17 protein-coding genes are annotated in these 18,022 nt (G+C 43.0%); 7 read left to right on the top strand and 10 right to left on the bottom strand.

What is annotated here, in order from left to right; all coding sequences use genetic code 11:
* Nucleotides 1–30 precede the first annotated feature (30 nt).
* Nucleotides 31–360: a 5-carboxymethyl-2-hydroxymuconate Delta-isomerase gene (locus AAEU28_RS06660; protein ID WP_421963421.1), complete on the bottom strand. Its 330-nt coding sequence runs from the start codon at nucleotides 358–360 to the stop codon at nucleotides 31–33.
* Nucleotides 361–426: 66 nt separating this feature from the next.
* Between AAEU28_RS06660 and AAEU28_RS06655 the strand changes: the two genes are divergently transcribed.
* From AAEU28_RS06655 to AAEU28_RS06630, 6 genes are all read left to right on the top strand, one after another.
* Complete coding sequence (locus tag AAEU28_RS06655) at nucleotides 427–897, top strand: CreA family protein (protein WP_421963420.1); 471 nt, start codon at nucleotides 427–429, stop codon at nucleotides 895–897.
* Between the two features lie 2 nt (nucleotides 898–899).
* Nucleotides 900–1,691 carry a hypothetical protein gene (locus AAEU28_RS06650; protein WP_421963419.1) on the top strand — a complete coding sequence of 264 codons (792 nt, stop codon included), beginning with the start codon at nucleotides 900–902 and terminating at the stop codon, nucleotides 1,689–1,691.
* Entirely contained in the window at nucleotides 1,675–2,301 is a 627-nt protein-coding gene (locus AAEU28_RS06645; protein WP_421963418.1) for a LysE family translocator, read from the top strand. The genes AAEU28_RS06650 and AAEU28_RS06645 overlap by 17 nt, the downstream gene beginning before the upstream one ends.
* Nucleotides 2,302–2,303: 2 nt before the next feature.
* Nucleotides 2,304–2,804 carry a gamma-glutamylcyclotransferase family protein gene (locus tag AAEU28_RS06640; protein ID WP_421963417.1) on the top strand — a complete coding sequence of 167 codons (501 nt, stop codon included), beginning with the start codon at nucleotides 2,304–2,306 and terminating at the stop codon, nucleotides 2,802–2,804.
* Nucleotides 2,805–2,826: 22 nt separating this feature from the next.
* Nucleotides 2,827–4,386, top strand: a complete 1,560-nt coding sequence (locus AAEU28_RS06635) for a serine hydrolase (RefSeq protein ID WP_421963416.1) — start codon at nucleotides 2,827–2,829, stop codon at nucleotides 4,384–4,386.
* 186 nt (nucleotides 4,387–4,572) lie between these two features.
* Complete coding sequence (locus AAEU28_RS06630; protein ID WP_421963415.1) at nucleotides 4,573–5,490, top strand: histone deacetylase family protein; 918 nt, start codon at nucleotides 4,573–4,575, stop codon at nucleotides 5,488–5,490.
* Between the two features lie 26 nt (nucleotides 5,491–5,516).
* On the opposite strand, the gene AAEU28_RS06625 is transcribed toward AAEU28_RS06630, so the two are convergent.
* The gene (locus tag AAEU28_RS06625) at nucleotides 5,517–5,828 is read right to left on the bottom strand and encodes a hypothetical protein (RefSeq protein ID WP_421963414.1); all 312 of its coding nucleotides are present in this window, start codon (nucleotides 5,826–5,828) and stop codon (nucleotides 5,517–5,519) included.
* Nucleotides 5,829–5,904: 76 nt separating this feature from the next.
* Here AAEU28_RS06625 and AAEU28_RS06620 point away from each other — a divergent pair, with 76 nt between their 5' ends.
* Entirely contained in the window at nucleotides 5,905–8,439 is a 2,535-nt protein-coding gene (locus tag AAEU28_RS06620) for an EAL domain-containing protein (protein ID WP_421963413.1), read from the top strand.
* A 30-nt stretch (nucleotides 8,440–8,469) separates the two neighbouring features.
* Here the strand turns inward: AAEU28_RS06620 and AAEU28_RS06615 are convergent, their stop codons facing one another.
* From AAEU28_RS06615 to rpoD, 8 genes are all read right to left on the bottom strand, one after another.
* A complete protein-coding gene (locus AAEU28_RS06615) occupies nucleotides 8,470–9,285 on the bottom strand; it encodes a DUF2797 domain-containing protein (RefSeq protein ID WP_421963412.1) in 816 nt (271 codons plus the stop codon).
* 110 nt (nucleotides 9,286–9,395) lie between these two features.
* Entirely contained in the window at nucleotides 9,396–10,679 is a 1,284-nt protein-coding gene (purD, locus tag AAEU28_RS06610; RefSeq protein ID WP_421963411.1) for a phosphoribosylamine--glycine ligase, read from the bottom strand.
* A gap of 15 nt (nucleotides 10,680–10,694) precedes the next feature.
* Complete coding sequence (locus tag AAEU28_RS06605; RefSeq protein WP_421963410.1) at nucleotides 10,695–11,528, bottom strand: class I SAM-dependent methyltransferase; 834 nt, start codon at nucleotides 11,526–11,528, stop codon at nucleotides 10,695–10,697.
* 95 nt (nucleotides 11,529–11,623) lie between these two features.
* Complete coding sequence (purH, locus tag AAEU28_RS06600; protein WP_421963409.1) at nucleotides 11,624–13,210, bottom strand: bifunctional phosphoribosylaminoimidazolecarboxamide formyltransferase/IMP cyclohydrolase; 1,587 nt, start codon at nucleotides 13,208–13,210, stop codon at nucleotides 11,624–11,626.
* Between the two features lie 420 nt (nucleotides 13,211–13,630).
* Entirely contained in the window at nucleotides 13,631–13,921 is a 291-nt protein-coding gene (gene fis / locus AAEU28_RS06595) for a DNA-binding transcriptional regulator Fis (RefSeq protein WP_005491017.1), read from the bottom strand.
* 15 nt (nucleotides 13,922–13,936) lie between these two features.
* The gene (dusB, locus tag AAEU28_RS06590) at nucleotides 13,937–14,908 is read right to left on the bottom strand and encodes a tRNA dihydrouridine synthase DusB (protein WP_421963408.1); all 972 of its coding nucleotides are present in this window, start codon (nucleotides 14,906–14,908) and stop codon (nucleotides 13,937–13,939) included.
* A 278-nt stretch (nucleotides 14,909–15,186) separates the two neighbouring features.
* Nucleotides 15,187–16,065 (bottom strand): 50S ribosomal protein L11 methyltransferase, encoded by an 879-nt coding sequence (gene prmA / locus AAEU28_RS06585; RefSeq protein ID WP_421963407.1) that lies wholly within the window; start codon nucleotides 16,063–16,065, stop codon nucleotides 15,187–15,189.
* Between the two features lie 68 nt (nucleotides 16,066–16,133).
* Nucleotides 16,134–17,972, bottom strand: a complete 1,839-nt coding sequence (gene rpoD / locus AAEU28_RS06580; protein WP_421963406.1) for an RNA polymerase sigma factor RpoD — start codon at nucleotides 17,970–17,972, stop codon at nucleotides 16,134–16,136.
* Nucleotides 17,973–18,022: the final 50 nt, after the last annotated feature.

Below are 18,022 nucleotides of genomic sequence, written 5' to 3'. Positions count from 1 at the left end.
ACCAGATTATACGCAAGCTCTCCGGCTAAATCAGTTCTTTCTATAAATCTCAGGCATTAAATCGTAGATATGAACGCTGAGCTGATAATCATCCCCTACTATATCCTCTAGTGCGTAAAGTAAGGTGTCACTTAGACGCTGCTTTTGCTCAATCTCGCGTCCTGTCATTATATGTGCCTGAATATGAACAAATCCTGCCTTACCATTGCCTAGTTGAAAATGTGAAAAGCTGTTCGCTCGGGTCTTTACCGTGGTTAAATCAAATAACGCTGTGCCAATTGCTGCTTGATGAATGGTTGCGACCAGTTCTTCGGTCTGTATATGTAAATTGTCTGAGTGCTCAATGATAAAGTGCGGCATAGATGACTTCAGTCCTTAATTGTGCGTAAATAACGCTATGTTATGTGAATATAGATGTATTGTCAGATGTTTTTAAAACGCAATCTCGGCGCTATTTTGATCACTGCGGGCTTAATGGGTTGTAGTGATGATGCTGCAAAAGTAAGTTTGGGCCTGTTTACTACCAAAGATGTGGTGGTTAAAGCGAAGCAAGATCCTATAGTGACAGGCGTTACTTGTCATATAAGTCATATAGAAGCGGATTTAGATTTTTCAGACCCTTCGGATATGTCCATCGCGTGCCGACAAACAGGCCCGATTACTGCTGAGCAATTAAAGCAAATAGATTTATCAAAAGATGGTGAAGTGGTTTTTAAGGCCTCTAAAAGTATTTTATTCAAATCTCTAAAAGTGCGTCGTATTTACGATGCTGATACGCAAACCTTATTGTATTTGTCTTATTCGACTAAAGAGACCAGTGGAAGTCACCATCATGCTTTATCGAGCGTGCCTTTATATAACACTCAGGCTTGGAATTGGACTAACAAAGAAAAATAAATATGTTGTCATTATTTAAAACAAAACCCCTTGTATCAAAAGAAGAAGAAAGTTGGTTAATCGATGCCTTTATTTGGGCATGCGATAACTTTGATGGTCAATATTTTTTAGAGCATACGCAAGTTATCGAGCCGACAGGGCAGTTTTTCCCAGATCAGGTTTCAAGTGTTGAGCAAATGGCGCAAACCGTGTTTAAGCGCGTGCGTGATTACGCAGGCTTACAAGTATGGCCTGTGCAATTGGTTAACCCCAATCAAATGATGCCTCAGCAAATTGCACCATTTAAATTTGTCGGCTCTAACCGTGGAGCCCAAGCGCAGATCGTTAACCCGCCTAGTATCCCAATGAGTTTGTCTTATAACCCAAACCAGATTAATCAGCCGCAAGACCTCGTTGCCAGTTTGGCAGGAAGTTTAGCTTTGATGATGGTTTATCAAAAAGGCGTTATGCCGCCGGGAGGGAAAGAGCAAATTCCTGCAGCCAGTGATGCATTAGCGTGTTATTTAGGCTTTGGGGTGATGATGAGCAATACCGTCTATCAATTTAAAGGTGGCTGTGGCTCATGTTATAACCCTTATGCCAATAGGCAGGCGGCACTTACCGAGCCTCAGACAGTGTTTATGCATGCCCTGATCTGTCATTTTAAGCCGCAAGTTGATGGTAAGAAGCATCTAAAATCTCATTTGCGTAGTATGTATAAACAGGCCCAAAAGCAAATTAAAGCTTTATTAAATGAATCAGCCAACCCGTACTTGTTAGCGTTAGAAGAGAAGCGCCATGCTCAGTTATCTTGATGAATTTTTGTTAATCGCCATTGCGCATTTTTTTGCGGTGGCAAGCCCAGGGCCTGATTTTGCCATTGTACTCAAACAGAGTATTCAACAAGGGCGTAATAACGCCTTATGGACTAGCGCAGGTGTTGGGTTGGGGATATTCGTGCATGTCGCATATTGTTTATTAGGTGTGGCTTTAGTGCTAGCAAACTCTCCTGAGTTATTTACTATTTTAAAGTATGTTGCTGGTGCGTATTTAGCTTATATGGGTGTGCAAGCGCTCAGAGCCAAGCCGGCATCTGGTGATGACAATATAGATACCGCGGAGCGTGTTCAAGTTGAATCAGCCTTTAAAGCATTCAAACGTGGTTTTTTGGTCAATGCATTGAACCCTAAAGCGACTTTATTCTTTATGTCATTATTCACACTTGTAATTGCGCCAACAACGCCGACTTCAGTGCAAGCGATATACGGTCTTTATATGGCGTTAGCTACTTGGGCATGGTTCTCATTTTTAAGTATGGTTTTGAGTAAGCAATCTGTGCGTGCCTTTTTTCATCGAGCAGGGCATTGGTTTGATAGAGGCATAGGTGTTGTGCTGATTGCCTTGGCAATTCGAGTGGTGGTGTAGCAATGACAAAGAAGCACATTAATTTTGCCTATGGCTCGAATATGTCTACCTCTAGGCTATTTGCGCGTTTACCCAATGCAGAATTACTCGGTGTGGGCACTTTACATGCGTATCAGTTGACGTTTGATATGCTTTCTACCGACGGCTCAGCAAAGTGCAATATTGTGCCTGCAAAGCAGCGCGAGGTGTTTGTCCACGGTGTACTGTATGCGTTAGATGACCAAGAGCTTGCGAGATTAGATGCAATTGAAGGTGAAAGATACGACCGTGAAGCGGTGGAGATTGTGCGTCCATGTGGTGAAATACTCATCGCTCAGAGTTATATTGCTAATACTTTTATAGATACGCACCTGCCTTTTGACTGGTATGTCGAGCACGTTCTAAAAGGCGCGCAAGAGCATCAATTCAACTCTGATTATATAACTCAAATCTCAGCACAAGCATCGCAAAGCGATAGTAATATTGATCGCGCTGCTAGAGAATGGGCCATCCACAAATTATAAAAGAACAACAACAAGGGACATTATGAAACTCAAGGCATTATTTTCAGCCATGTGTTTAGTGGCTGCGACAAGCGGCTTCAATGCATTTGCACAACAAGTTAAGCCACAAGAAGTGGAGCAAGCTGTCAACGACGCTATGTCGCAATTTAACATTCCGGGTATTGCCATTGCAGTGGTAGAGGATGACAAAGTTGTGTTAGCAAAAGGCTTTGGAGTACGTCACCTAGAGTCAAAAGCGCCGGTTAATGCGAATACGTTATTTGGTATCGCTTCTAACTCTAAAGCGTTTACTGCTGCGGCGTTGGCTATGCTGGTGGATGAGGGCAAAATTACTTGGGACGATAAAGTCATCAAGCATATTCCTGAGTTTAAATTACATGATTCATATGCCACTCGAGAAATGACCATTCGTGACTTATTAAGTCATCGCAGTGGTTTAGGGTTAGGTGCCGGTGATTTGATGATCTGGCCAGATACTAATAAATCAGTGCCTGAGCTAATTGAGGGGATCAGCCATTTAAAACCGGTTTCGAGCTTTCGTAGTCAATACGCTTATAACAACTTGATGTTTGTGATGGCCGGTGAAGTGGTAGCGCGTGTCAGTGGTTTAAGCTGGCAAGAGTTTGTTGAGCAAAAAATGATGAAACCGCTTGAGATGACCACGTCTCGCGCTGGTTTTTCTCGTATTGATAAAGCAAATCAAAACTGGGCTACAGGCCATATTCCAATGGATGGCGAGTTAACCCCTTTCTTTGTGAACTATTTAGAAGATTTTCGTGGTGCAGGTGCCATTGCATCTAACGTCAATGAAATGAGCCAGTGGTTATTAACACAGCTTGATGGCGGTAAAATGCCAAATGGTAAACAATTGTTTAGCCCTGAGCAGCAAGTACAAATGTGGCATCCACATATTATGCGTGTGGCGTCTAAAAATGCCTTTGAAGCGTATCGCCAGCAATTTAGAGGGTATGGTTTAGGTTGGTCGATTGAAGATTATAACGGCTTCAAAAAAGTCGGTCACGGTGGTGGTATTTTAGGTATGGTGTCGCAGGTTGCGATGATCCCAGAGAAAAAGCTAGGTGTTGTGGTTTTATCTAACCAGCAAGCTTATCCTGCATTAACGGCTATCATCAATGAAGTGTTTGAAGATGCATTAGGTCTTGAAGATCAAGACTATGTGACAAAAGCGGCTGAACGTTTCCACAAAGGTAAAAAAGAAGCCTATGCCAAAGCTGGAGCGGTGAAGCTTGAACAAGTACAACCAGCGTTACCTGTACAAAATTATACAGGTACGTTAACCAGCGATTGGTATGGTGATGTGATTGTCGAGTATGTGGCTAATGAACTACGTATTGATTTTACTCATACTAAAATGCTCAAAGGTAAATTAGAGCACCACACCGGCAATACTTTTATTGTGCGTTGGGATGACACACTATTAGAAGCAGATGCGTACATTCATTTTGAAATGGATAAAGCACAGCAAGTAAAGTCAGCGAGTATGGAATATGTGAACCCGCACATTACCGACTTTAGTTTTGATTTTCATAACTTGGGTTTAAAAGCGAAGCGCGCAGAATAGCTTTCAGCTTTCAGCTTTCTGCAGTTTAAGGCCCGATCAGGTTAACTTGGTCGGGCTTTTTTGTATTAGCATTGGTAAAGTTTAGAGCGTAGTCAGTTATATGTTCTAACTAGCACCAAAGTCGCAAAGGCGTTATAAGATAGTTTTGTTAAACTGAACGTGAATTTATCTTGGCAAGGACCCGTTATGCGTACCGCAGTTATCAGTCACCCACATTGTCGTAAACATAAAATGATCGAAGATCACCCCGAGTGCCCTGAGCGCCTTGATGCGGTATCTGACCGATTATTGGCATCTGGGCTGGATATTGCGGTGGCTCAAAAAAGTGCCCCTAAAGCAGAGTTAGAGCACATAGCATTGGTGCATGACAGAGCATTAATCGATAAAGTGCTGACTTTAATTCCGCAAGAAGGACTGAGAGAACTCGATGGTGACACTTGGTTGTGCCCGGATTCTATGAAGGCTGTTGAGCGTGCGGTTGGAGCCGGTATCTTAGCGGTGGATGAAATTCTAGCCGATAGTATTGATGCTGCATTTTGCAATGTCAGACCACCAGGTCACCATGCTAATCAGTCAACGTCTTCTGGCTTCTGTATTTTTAACAACGTTGCCATTGCTGCCGCTTATGCAAAACAGCAGGGTGTGAAACGTATCGCGATTTTAGATATTGACGTACACCATGGTAATGGCACCCAAGATATTTTTAGAGATGATGAAAGCGTACTTTTTTGCTCATTGTTTCAGTATCCGTTTTACCCTAATACCGCCATTGAAAATACTGACACTGTTATTAACTCACCATTGGCGATAGCCAGTGATGGGGTTGATTTGAAGGCGCTATATACACAGCAATGGGAGCCTACGTTAAGGGCGTTTAACCCCGAGCTAATCTTTATTAGTGCAGGCTTTGATGCCCATCTAGAAGATGATATGGGCAGCCTTAAATTCACTGAGGCGGATTATCAATGGCTAACGGAGCAGGTTGCTGAACTTGTTAAGCAAACAGAGTGCAAAGGGATTGTCTCTTACCTTGAAGGTGGTTATGCACTCTCTGCACTAGGTAGAAGTGCAGTGACGCACATTAAAGCCTTGGTTGAAGCTTAAGGCTTATTATTTAGAGCTCAGACTATTTAGTCTTGCCTGTAAATCTCACAGGTAAAATCATATAGATCTTGCAAAGAAGTGAAGGTAAGTTTCGCAATACAGCAATGACCGTCTTGCGCTAATTGCTGCTGCAGCTTTGTTGTTAACTTATCAAGATTCACGTCAATGTGCTGGCTTGACGCCAGGTTAAATGCCTCACCTCTATTTTGAACATACATCGATCCCCTTTTCTGTTCCTCTGAGAGATAGAAAAGCGCATCAGGCAGTGATGACTCACTTTCAATATACTCAATGCTTTGTTCTGTTATGAGCAATAAAGGGAATGCTTGAATAGTCAAAATTTGTCCTCAATCAAAGTTTGTTTCTTAGCCAATATTATACTGGCAAAGATTGACTCAATGCGAGGAGTGCTTAATGACATCTGAAAGTCGTCAACTAAAGGTCAAAGATATCTTTACCAACCAGCTGCTATCGTGTGATATCAGCACCTCATTATTTAGTGCGGTAACAAAAATGCGTGCGCATAAGGTTAGCTCTATTTTTGTTACGGAAGAAGATAAAATTGTAGGTATCTGGACCGAATCAGATTGCGTTAAACTCAACTTTTCACAGCAAGGCTTTCAGCAAACCCCTATTGGGGAATTGATGGCTACGCCAGTACAAAGCGTACAAATTGATAAAAGCCTCAGTGAAGCTACCATCAAATTTCACCAATTGGGTATTCGTCATCTACTGGTTAAAGATGAGCACTTTGAGCCGGTTGGGGTAGTGTCACTGTCAGATATTGTGCGTAATCAGGGATTAGATCATTACCTGCATTTTAGGCCAATAGACGATCACTACGAAAAGAAGGTGACTATTTTAGATAGTAATGATTGTATCTCTAAAGTCATTGATGTGATGAGAATTAAACAAGTCACGGCGGTGCTCATCAATAATAAGTCTCTCGGTGAATATGGCATTATTACGCAAAGAGACATAGCTTATATGGTGCTTAACCCTGATTGGCGTATGCCGTGTTGGGAGCTAGCCAGTTACCCAATGCAGTCAGTGGTTCCTAAAGACAGTTTGTTTGATGCTTACCGGTTAATGACAGCTAACTCAATTCGTCATTTAGTAGTTAAAGAGCCAACCACAGAGCAGGTAATTGGCTTGCTGGCATTAAAAAATGTCTTAACCGAAATCGAAACCGCATACTGCAGCGAACTCGAAAAAGTGCTCGCCCAACGTGACCTTGCACTGCAAAAATCAGAGAAGAACCTCTACCTAGCAAATCGCATCATAGATGCGTCTCTAGATGGCATTATGATCACCAGAAGTTCAGGCGAAATCATTCAGATAAACCCTGCTTTTAGTGCCCTGACAGGCTACAAAGATTACGAAGTTTTAGGTAAAACCCCCAACTTGTTGAGTTCAGGAATTCATCCGCCGGAATACTATAAGCAAATGTGGGCTGAATTAGATGAAAAAGGGGTGTGGCAGGGGGAGATTTGTAATCGTAAGAAAAATGGCGACATTTATGTAGAGTGGCTGACTATCATAGAAATCAATGAACCATACAGTGACGATGTGCTTTATGCCGCTATCTTTAGTGACATTACAGAGCGTAAAAATGCTGAAGAGAAAATAGTCCGTCTCGCCTATTTTGACGAATTAACAGGCCTGCCTAATCGTCGTTTGTTTAATGACCGGCTTTCGATGGCACTTGCTTCAGCGCACAGAGATAAGCAAAAGTTATCAGTCATGTTCATTGATTTAGACCGCTTCAAAGAGGTCAACGATACCCTTGGGCACAGTGCTGGCGATGAGTTACTTGTAAAAGTGAGCGAGCGTATTAAAGGACAGCTCCGAGAAGGCGATACATTAGCAAGGCTCGGTGGTGATGAATTTGTGGTGTTACTGACTGAAGTAAAAGATTTGGCCGATGTGGTGTCGTTTGCTAATGATATTCTAGATTTGCTCGGACAGCCATTTGAAATTAGCGGTATGAGTGTTGGGGCTACGGCATCTATAGGCGCGGCTGTGTATCCCGAAGATGGTTTAGACAGTGAGTCTTTGCTCAAGCATGCTGATGTTGCCATGTACCGCTCTAAAGAAGTGGGGCGTAACTCTTTTCAGCTCTATAAAGCCTCTATGAATGCGCGTTCGTTAGAGCGTTTGTCGATGTTAAGCCGTTTTCAAAGCGCTTTAGAATGTAATGAGTTTGAGCTTCACTACCAGCCAGTACAATGTTTAAATGAAGAGCATATTTCGAGTGTTGAGTGTTTACTTAGATGGCAAGATCCAAATTTAGGCATGATCTCACCAGCTCAATTTATTCCACTTGCTGAGGAGCTGGGTTTAATCACTAAATTGGACCAGTGGGTGATCAATCGGGCCTGCGAAAAAATGGCATTTTGGCGCCATAAAGGTATTCAACTACAACGCATTGCGATCAATATTTCGGCACAACATTTACATCAAGGTGAACTGGCTCTAACCGTTGCAAATGCCTTAGAGCGACACCAACTTCCAGGAAGCTGTTTAGAAATAGAATTAACTGAAAGCAGCTTTATCAGTAATTTACATGAAGCAAAGAGCGAGCTGAAAAAGCTAAAAGCGTTAGGCGTTTCGATTGCGCTAGATGATTTTGGCACTGGCTATTCAGCTTTAAGTTATTTAACTAAGTTACCTATTGATGTATTAAAAATCGATGCCAGCTTTACCGCGAAAGTCCCTGACGAATATGGCAATAGTGAGATTGTGACTGCCATTGTGGCGATGGCAAAGGCCTTAAAGTTGAAAGTAGTGGCTGAAGGGGTAGAGAAGCAAGTTCAAAAGGAGTTCTTAAAGCAGCTAGACTGCCATTACTTGCAAGGCTATTTGTTCTGTAGGCCTTTAAGTGAATCTCATTGGTTGAGTTTTTACCAAGAGCGTACAGGTTCAAATTTAGAAACACCGATGCATTAACTGCATCGGCGTTTTACTCAACTAGTTAACTTACAAGGCTTCGAAAGCCACTTCGTAAGAGGTGAATTTACGAATGTTGATAACGCCTTTATCAAAGATTAAGTACTGACCTTTAATGCCTTCAAGTACACCAGAGACTTCAGGATCCTTGTCGAAGTTAAACGAGCTGATCTTGGTCGGGTATTCTGTAATAGGGAAATCTAAATCAACCACATCTTCATCTAATTGTTCAATGGCGGTGGCACCAAACAATTCAGCCAGCTCATCTAATTTAGCTTGAATTTGTGGTATAAGCTTAGCAGCCGCGGCTTTTAAATCGACATCGACACTAACGCCTTTGAGCATATTGCGCCAATTGGTTTTATCGGCAATGAACTCGGCTAAAGCGACTTCTACGAGACCTGACTGCAAGCGTGTTTGCACCTTAAAAATAGGCAGAGCTTGCGTCGCACCTTGGTCAATCCAGCGTGTAGGAATTTGTGTATGACGAGTAATACCGACTTTTAACCCTGACGTATTAGCAAGGTAAACATAGTGCGGGATCATACAATTTGCTTCACCCCATTCAGGCTCGCGACAGGTACCTTGATCAAAATGACAAGTTTCAGGCTTCATAATACACATGTCACAGCTAGCCAGTTTTTTCATACACACAAAGCAATGACCTTGTGAGTAACTTTTTTTGGTTTTTTTACCACAGCTACAACAAAAAATATTACCTGTGAAAGTGAGCTTAATCGCTTTACCAAAATATTGGTTTAGATTAACCAATTCATCGCCTAGTGGTAGGTGATATTGAATCGGTTGAGTGTGATCTGCTTTTAGTTTACGCAGTGTACCTTGCATCTTTACGCCCCTAAAGATGTGAAAATTTAAGTGCGCAGTCTAGCAAAGCTGGTGGCTAGTTAAAAGAAAGGCCCTATAAAGGGCCTTTAATCATCTAAATAGATGTGAGATTACTGTTCTCGAGCAATGGCGCGATAAGCGATATCAGTACGGAACTCAACGCCGTCCCAATTGATTTCGTTTACCAGTGCATACGCGCGTTTTTGCGCTTCAGTCACAGTGTGACCAAGTGCAGTTGCACAAAGTACACGACCGCCCGCTGTTACAACGTTTTCGCCGTCTTGCTTAGTACCTGCGTGGAATACTTTCTCACCTTCAGCATAATCAACACGAAGACCTGAGATAGCATCACCTTTTGGATAGCTACCAGGGTAGCCTTTCGCTGCAAGTACGACGCCTACCGCTGCACGTGAATCGAACTTAATTTCAGTTTGATCTAGCTCTTCACGGTTTGCCGCTTGAATTAGCTCGACTAAGTCAGACTGTAAACGAAGCATGATAGGTTGCGTTTCAGGATCACCGAAACGACAGTTATACTCGATTACCTTAGGTGTACCCTCAGCGGTGATCATCAGACCTGCGTATAGGAAACCTGTGTAAGGTGCGCCTTCACTTGCCATACCTTCAACCGTTGGGTTGATCACTTCGTTCATGATGCGCTCATGAATGTCAGCGGTTACAACCGGTGCAGGAGAGTAAGCACCCATACCACCCGTGTTAGGACCTTGGTCGCCATTATATGCACGTTTGTGGTCTTGACTTGTCGCAAATGGCAGCACGTTTTTACCGTCAACCATGACGATGAAAGAAGCTTCTTCACCTTCAAGGAATTCTTCGATAACTACACGGCTACCCGCTTCACCGAATGCATTTCCAGCAAGCATATCGCGAATCGCTTCTTCCGCTTCTGCTTCTGTCATTGCAACAATTACACCTTTACCTGCAGCAAGGCCATCAGCCTTGACAACAATCGGAGCGCCTTTTTCTTTTAGATAAGCAAGTGCAGGTTCGATTTGTTCAAACGTTTGATAGTCCGCAGTTGGAATATCATGTCGTGCTAAGAAGTCTTTTGTGAACGACTTAGAGCCTTCTAGTTGTGCTGCTGCCGCTGTTGGGCCGAAGATAGCTAGACCTTCTTCACGGAAGCGGTCAACCACACCAATCACTAATGGTGCTTCAGGACCAACAATGGTTAGCTCGACGTTGTTGTCTTTTGCAAATGCAACAAGTGCATCTAGGTCTTCAACACCAATCGCTACATTTTCTAACTTAGGCTCTAGTGCTGTGCCTGCATTACCAGGTGCAACAAAAACGGTTCTTACAGAAGGGTTTTGAGCGGCTTTAAACGCAAGCGCGTGTTCACGGCCGCCACTGCCAATGACTAGTACATTCATGGCGTATTTATCCTATTATAACTTTTTGAATTTTAGGGTCATGCGATCGCTTTCCCCAATTGCCTTATACTGCTCAGCTTTTTCTTCACCTAAAGCTAAACGTGGTGGCAATGTCCAAACACCTTTCGGGTGATTAGCGCTATCAAGTGGGTTAGCGTTAATTTCGCTTGCTTCTACCAATTCAAAACCTGCTTTTTTAGCAACTTCGATAACATAGCTTTGCTTCATATACCCTGATGACTTTTGGTCTTCGTCGGCACGGTGTTCAGGTAAACGGTGTTCAACAACACCTAAGATACCACCTGTTTTAAGCGCTTTATTAAATGCTTTAAACGCACTTAAAGTGCTTTCTTCACCACCACGCATGTACCAGTTGTGTACATTACGGAACGTTAAAACCATGTCAGCAGAGCCAGCAGGGGCAATGTTTGAGTGAGTGACCGGTGCAAACTCGGTAATTTTTACTTCGCTAAAGCGTGTATCTTCAGCCACTTTCTGCTTAAAGCCAGCCAGTGAGCGCTGGTAATAACCTACTTTTGAATCTGCAGGAAAGTGCGCTGCATAGAAAGTACCTTGACCTTTAACAGCAGGTGCTAAGATCTCTGAATACCAACCACCACCAGGCGCAATTTCAACCACTGTCATATTTGGCTTAAGGCCAAAAAATTCAAGGGTTTGTGCTGGGCGACGGTATTGGTCACGGGCGCGGTTCTTATCAGAGCGAGCATTATCAGCCACAGCAGAGGTTAACTCAGCAGAGCTAGATGATGAAGATGAACCTGTTGCAGAACAACCAGCAATGGCAGTAACAATGCTAGCAGCGAGAAGTGTTTTTAAACCGAATTTCATTTTTTATGTCCTTCACTTTGAGTGTGTTTTAAGCAGACTACTTGAAATTGGGAGAAAGAAAAAGCGCGAAACGATGAATGTTTCGCGCCTATCGATTAGTGACGGAAGTGGCGCATGCCAGTAAATACCATCGCCATGCCAGCTTCATCAGCTGCCGCGATAACTTCTTCGTCACGCATTGAACCACCCGGTTGAATAACCGCAGTGATCCCCGCTTCAGCAGCGGCATCAATACCATCACGGAATGGGAAGAATGCGTCAGAAGCCATAACAGAACCTTTAACTTCTAGGTTCTCGTCAGCTGCTTTAATACCCGCAATCTTCGCAGAGTAAACGCGGCTCATTTGACCTGCGCCTACACCAATTGTCATACCGTCTTTTGCGTATACAATGGCGTTTGATTTAACGAACTTAGCTACTTTCCAGCAGAACATTAGATCTTTCAGTTCTTGCTCTGTTGGCTGGCGCTTAGACACCACTTTAAGGTCACCCATTTCAACCATGCCTTGGTCACGGTCTTGTACTAAGATACCACCATTAACACGTTTGATGTCAGCTTGCGTCGTTTTGCTTGACCATTCGCCACACTCAAGAAGACGAACGTTCTTCTTAGCAGCAACGATTTGCGTCGCTTCTGCAGAGATACTTGGTGCGATGATCACTTCAACGAATTGACGTGACACAATCGCTTCTGCTGTGTTTGCATCTAGCTCACGGTTGAATGCAATGATGCCACCAAATGCAGACGTAGGGTCTGTTTTGAAAGCACGGTCGTAAGCTGCAAGAATGTCTTCGTCTACCGCTACGCCACATGGGTTTGCGTGTTTAACGATAACACACGCTGGCTTGTCGAACTCTTTTACACACTCAAGTGCAGCGTCAGTGTCAGCGATGTTGTTGTAAGAAAGGGCTTTACCTTGTAGCTGCTTTGCAGTTGCAACTGATGCTTCTTCAAGGTTGTTTTCAACATAGAAAGCAGCATCTTGGTGAGAGTTTTCACCGTAACGCATATCTTGCTTCTTAGTGAATTGCATGTTGATAGTACGAGGGAATTTAGTCTCAACTGCGGCTTCTTCAGTGTAGTCAGGGACCATTTTACCGAAGTAGTTGGCAATCATACCGTCGTATTGTGCTGTGTGCTCGTATGCTGCAATCGCAAGGTCAAAACGTGTTTGGTACGTCGTAGAACCTTCGTTTGCTTGCATGTCTGCAATAACGCGCTCGTAATCTGATGCGTTTACAACAATTGTCACGTCTTTGTGGTTTTTCGCTGCTGCGCGCACCATAGTAGGGCCACCGATGTCGATGTTTTCAATCGCATCTTCTAAAGTACAACCTTCTTTTGCAACAGTTTGTGCAAACGGGTAAAGGTTAACAACAACCATATCGATAGCTGAAATGTTGTTTTCTTCCATCACGCCTTCGTCTTGGCCGCGACGACCTAAGATCCCGCCATGTACTTTCGGGTGAAGGGTTTTTACTCGGCCATCCATAATTTCTGGGTGACCTGTGTAGTCAGATACTTCCGTGGCAGCAATGCCGTTCTCTGTTAGTAGTTTAAACGTACCGCCAGTTGATAGTACTTCTACGCCTTGTGCACTAAGTGCGCGGGCAAATTCAACAATACCGGTTTTATCTGACACGCTTAGTAGCGCGCGACGAATTGGACGATGTATATCCATGATGGTTTGGGTTTCCTCAATGATTACTTAAGGGCTAGCTTAGAAGTGCGCTATTTTAGCCTAAAATGAATGAGAAAACGATTAAAAAGGCAGAGAAGAGGGTGAGAAAAACTGAATTTATGCTGTTGGTATTTTGCACAAAGTGTGTTTGTTTGAAATTTTAGTATTAGTTTCTTGAAGCGCTAAATTGTTAAAATTTAGGCAATAAAAAAGCACCCTAAGGCGCTTTTTTATTAATACCAATCCTCTTAATCGAGTGATTTATTTTGAGGCAAGTAAAATTAGTCGATAGCTAGGCAAAAATTTTGCAATTTAGTTGTTCTAAATAAGGAATTTTTAACGAAGCTAGCGTCAGTTTTAGTCCCTCAAAATAGTTAAGTATTATTGAGGATTGGTATAAGCATTAAGCAGAAACTGAAATTAGTTCATGCCGTACTTTTTAAGCTTCTTACGAAGAGTACCACGGTTGATACCTAGTAAGATCGCAGCACGAGTTTGGTTACCACGAGTATAAGTCATTACTTCTTCTAAAAGTGGTGCTTCAAGCTCAGAAAGAACAAGATCGTAAACGTCTTGTACGTCTTGACCGTTAAGCTGTTTTAAATAATGGTGTACAGCTTTTTTTACTGCATCGCGCAAAGGTTGCGGTTTCTCTTGTGACTGAACGTGAGCGTTAGTAATAAATGGAGAAGTCACATTTTGTTCGAACATCTTTATGTCTCTTTCTTAGTTAGCTGCTAGTGTTTTAAAGTATTGCTCTAATGCCTCGATTTGCTCATTTGGCGTTTCAAGGGCATTAAATACTCGCCTAAATTGACCTTCTTGGTCATGGGCCTGCAAATACCAAGATACATGTTTGCGTGCGATGCGCGCTCCCATCGGCTCCCCATAGAATTGATGAAGGTTTACTAAGTGCTCCATCAATATGCTTTGCACTTCAGATAATTCTGGTGCAGGCATATGCTCTCCGGTTCGCAAATAATGGTCTATCTCTCGGAAAATCCAAGGACGACCTTGGGCGGCTCGACCAATCATAATGGCATCTGCGCCCGTATATTCCAGTACCTGCTTCGCTTTCTCTGGAGAGGTAATGTCTCCATTGGCAACCACAGGAATTGATATTGAACGTTTAATATCCCGAATCGTGGCATATTCAGCTTCCCCTTTGTACATGCAAGCACGCGTGCGACCATGCACAGCCAAAGAAGCAATTCCATTACGTTCAGCTATCTTTGCAATCTCAACACCATTGCGGTTATCGGTATCCCAGCCAGTACGGATCTTTAATGTCACCGGTACATCAACGGCTGCGACAACTGCCTGAACAATTTCTTCAACCAGTTGTGGATACTGCAATAATGCAGAGCCTGCTAATTTCTTATTCACTTTCTTAGCGGGGCAGCCCATATTGATATCTATGATCTGCGCACCGTTATCTACATTGAACTGGGCTGCTTGTGCCATCAACTCAGGATCGGCACCTGCGATTTGTACAGAGCGAATGCCAGACTCACCAGAATGATCCATACGGTTCATCGATTTATCTGTTTTCCATACTTTTGGATTTGAAGACATCATTTCTGACACCGCAAGACCGGCACCCATTCGACGACATAATTGTCTGAATGGTCTATCAGTGATCCCAGCCATCGGGGCTACAATCAAGTTGTTTTCAAGTTGGTATGGACCTATACGCACTGCTATCCAAATCTGCCTCGTTTCAAGGGGCGCTAAGTTTACGGTTTTTTTTGAAAAAATCAAAGGCTAATAATTGAACATTATTGCTTTTTTTTTGAACTTTATATCTTGACTTTTGATAACAGTTTGAAGGGGCTTTCTTATTGGGGGATTTTTGAGCAAAAACAGCGTGTGTGAAGAAAAATAATTTAGGGCATGAAAGTGAAAAATTCGTAAAGCCTGTTAAACACAGGCTTTAGCTGTTACAAGTTACTAACTCTACAGACAGAGTGTTTTGCTTAACTAGCTTTCATTTGACCACTTACGCGCGTCCATTCGCCTTCTTGCGCAATGGCTTCAAGGTCAACAAATGGTGCATAAACATCGGCAACAGATTGTGCTTGCTCTTCTAAGATACCTGACATAGCAATCGCACCAGTTGGCTTTAAGAAGCCAAGAATGATCTCATGCAGTTCACGAAGAGGCTGAGCAAGAATATTTGCTACTACAATATCTGCATGAAACTCAGGTTGGTTTTCAGGTAGATATACTTCAAGTTGGTCGGCTACGCCGTTACGCTCTGCATTATCTTTAGAAGCTATCAATGCTTGCGGGTCAATATCAATACCAATCACGCGTTCAGCACCAAGTTTGATTGCAGCAATGCCCAAAATACCTGAGCCACAACCAAAATCGACCACTGTTTTACCCGTCAAATCTTGGCTTTCTAGCCATTTTAAACACAGGGCGGTTGTCGCATGCGTACCAGTACCAAATGCAAGGCCTGGATCTAGCAGTACGTTTACGGCATCCGGTTCTGGAATATCACGCCAGCTAGGACAGATCCAAAGTCGCTCACCAAACTTGATTGGGTGGAAGTTATCCATCCATTCGCGTTCCCAGTCTTTGTCTTCTAACTGCTCTATTTTATAAGTGAGCGTATCAGTAACATTGGCCTTTAGATAGGCTACAACCACGTCCATATCGTGTGCGGCATCGAATAAGCCAATCACCATGGTTTCAGGCCATAAGATGACCTCGCCCGGCTTAGGTTCGTATACCGGAGTATTACTGCCGTCCATAAAAGTGACAGATGGACAGCCTACGTCTAAAAGTAAATCACTGATTTGGTCAGCGCTTTCTTTGTTAGCGTGAATGCGAATTTGGATCCAAGCCATGGGTATTCCTAAATAATGAGTTAATAAAAAGGCCGCTTATAGCGGCCTTCAAAATAAGTTTTTTATTCTTAGCCTTTAACGTCTAAGAAGCTCTTTAATAAATCAGAGCGAGAAGGGTGGCGAAGCTTACGAAGCGCTTTAGCTTCAATCTGACGAATACGCTCACGTGTTACGTCAAATTGTTTACCTACCTCTTCTAATGTGTGGTCAGTATTCATATCGATACCGAAACGCATACGAAGTACTTTTGCTTCACGAGCTGTTAAGCCTGCTAACACTTCGTTCGTTGCGCCACGAAGACTTTCCATCGTTGCTGAATCAATCGGAGACTCAATTGTCGTGTCTTCGATGAAATCACCTAAGTGCGAATCTTCATCATCACCAATCGGTGTTTCCATTGAGATTGGCTCTTTCGCAATCTTCAATACCTTACGGATCTTGTCTTCTGGCATCATCATGCGCTCTGCCAGCTCTTCAGGACTTGGCTCGCGACCCATTTCTTGGAGCATCTGACGAGAAATACGATTTAGTTTGTTAATCGTTTCAATCATATGTACAGGAATACGGATTGTGCGTGCTTGGTCAGCGATAGAACGTGTAATTGCCTGACGGATCCACCAAGTCGCATAAGTTGAGAACTTATAACCACGGCGGTATTCGAACTTATCAACTGCTTTCATTAGACCAATGTTACCTTCTTGGATCAGATCCAAGAATTGTAGGCCTCGGTTGGTGTATTTTTTCGCAATTGAAATTACAAGACGTAAGTTCGCTTCAACCATTTCTTTTTTCGCACGGCGAGCTTTAGCTTCACCAATACTCATACGACGGTTGATGTCTTTGATACGCTCAATTGTTAAACCTGTGCTTTCTTCGATCGCTTTAAGTTTGTTGATACAGCGCTCTACTTCAGGCTTAACGTCTTGTAATTTGACTGAATACTTTTCGTTAGCCGCAATTTCTGCGTCAACCCAAGCCATATCAGTTTCGTTGTTAGCAAAATGCTTAACAAAAGTCTTCTTCGGTACCTTAGCGATTTGTACCACTTGCTTCATGACAATACGTTCTTGAACACGTACTTTGTCCATCATTTCACGCATGTTATTAACCATGCGGTCGAATTGCTTAGGTACTAGCTTGAAAGTACGGAAGTGGTCACCAATTTCAGTGATAGCAACTTGCGCATCAGGATGAGCACGACCTTTTGTTTCAAAGATAACGCGTGCAGCATTATAAAGCTCACGAAGCTTTTCGAAGTTTTCGCGTGCTTCTTCAGGATCTGGACCTGTATCTGCTTCTTCTTCGTCTTCGTCATCATCACCATCATCATCTTCATCAGCTAAGTCTTCGTCACTTAGTTCAGAACCGATGTGTGTGGCAGAGATTTGAGTTTCTTCAGCATCAGGATCAAAGAAACCAGAAATAATATCGCTAAGGCGAATTTCTTCAGCTTCAAATTTATCCCATTGCTCAAGCAGATAAGTGATGGCTTCTGGGTACTCAGCAACTGAGATTTGTACTTGGTTGATACCTTCTTCAATACGTTTAGCGATTTCGATTTCGCCTTCACGCGTAAGTAGTTCAACAGTACCCATTTCACGCATGTACATGCGTACCGGATCGGTAGTACGACCGATTTCTTTTTCCACAGTTGCAAGTGCGGCAGCGGCTGCTTCAGCAGCATCTTCGTCTGTCGTAGTTTCTTGCATCATTAGTTCATCGGCATCTGGTGCATTTTCAGCAACCTTGATACCCATGTCATTGATCATACTAATGATGTCTTCTACTTGATCTGAATCTATGATGTCCTGTGGAAGGTGATCGTTAACTTCTGCAAACGTTAAGTAACCTTGTTCTTTACCTTTCTGAATCAGAAGTTTGAGTTGTGACTGAGGAGATTGATCCATAGAGAATTATGCTTCCACTCTGATAAGTTGATACAACAGGCGCTAGCACT

The sequence above is a fragment of the Pseudoalteromonas sp. SS15 genome, from assembly GCF_049257195.1.
GTDB lineage: Bacteria > Pseudomonadota > Gammaproteobacteria > Enterobacterales > Alteromonadaceae > Pseudoalteromonas.
This window is presented reverse-complemented; position numbering and strand designations above follow the sequence as displayed.

What these genes read in the sequence shown, in the direction of transcription:
- AAEU28_RS06660 (WP_421963421.1), bottom strand. Translation starts at nt 360, where the DNA reads ATGCCGCACTTTATCATTGAGCACTCAGACAATTTACATATACAGACC.
- AAEU28_RS06655 (WP_421963420.1), top strand. Translation starts at nt 427, where the DNA reads ATGTTTTTAAAACGCAATCTCGGCGCTATTTTGATCACTGCGGGCTTA.
- AAEU28_RS06650 (WP_421963419.1), top strand. Translation starts at nt 900, where the DNA reads ATGTTGTCATTATTTAAAACAAAACCCCTTGTATCAAAAGAAGAAGAA.
- AAEU28_RS06645 (WP_421963418.1), top strand. Translation starts at nt 1,675, where the DNA reads ATGCTCAGTTATCTTGATGAATTTTTGTTAATCGCCATTGCGCATTTT.
- AAEU28_RS06640 (WP_421963417.1), top strand. Translation starts at nt 2,304, where the DNA reads ATGACAAAGAAGCACATTAATTTTGCCTATGGCTCGAATATGTCTACC.
- AAEU28_RS06635 (WP_421963416.1), top strand. Translation starts at nt 2,827, where the DNA reads ATGAAACTCAAGGCATTATTTTCAGCCATGTGTTTAGTGGCTGCGACA.
- AAEU28_RS06630 (WP_421963415.1), top strand. Translation starts at nt 4,573, where the DNA reads ATGCGTACCGCAGTTATCAGTCACCCACATTGTCGTAAACATAAAATG.
- AAEU28_RS06620 (WP_421963413.1), top strand. Translation starts at nt 5,905, where the DNA reads ATGACATCTGAAAGTCGTCAACTAAAGGTCAAAGATATCTTTACCAAC.
- AAEU28_RS06615 (WP_421963412.1), bottom strand. Translation starts at nt 9,285, where the DNA reads ATGCAAGGTACACTGCGTAAACTAAAAGCAGATCACACTCAACCGATT.
- purD (WP_421963411.1), bottom strand. Translation starts at nt 10,679, where the DNA reads ATGAATGTACTAGTCATTGGCAGTGGCGGCCGTGAACACGCGCTTGCG.
- AAEU28_RS06605 (WP_421963410.1), bottom strand. Translation starts at nt 11,528, where the DNA reads ATGAAATTCGGTTTAAAAACACTTCTCGCTGCTAGCATTGTTACTGCC.
- purH (WP_421963409.1), bottom strand. Translation starts at nt 13,210, where the DNA reads ATGGATATACATCGTCCAATTCGTCGCGCGCTACTAAGCGTGTCAGAT.
- fis (WP_005491017.1), bottom strand. Translation starts at nt 13,921, where the DNA reads ATGTTCGAACAAAATGTGACTTCTCCATTTATTACTAACGCTCACGTT.
- prmA (WP_421963407.1), bottom strand. Translation starts at nt 16,065, where the DNA reads ATGGCTTGGATCCAAATTCGCATTCACGCTAACAAAGAAAGCGCTGAC.
- rpoD (WP_421963406.1), bottom strand. Translation starts at nt 17,972, where the DNA reads ATGGATCAATCTCCTCAGTCACAACTCAAACTTCTGATTCAGAAAGGT.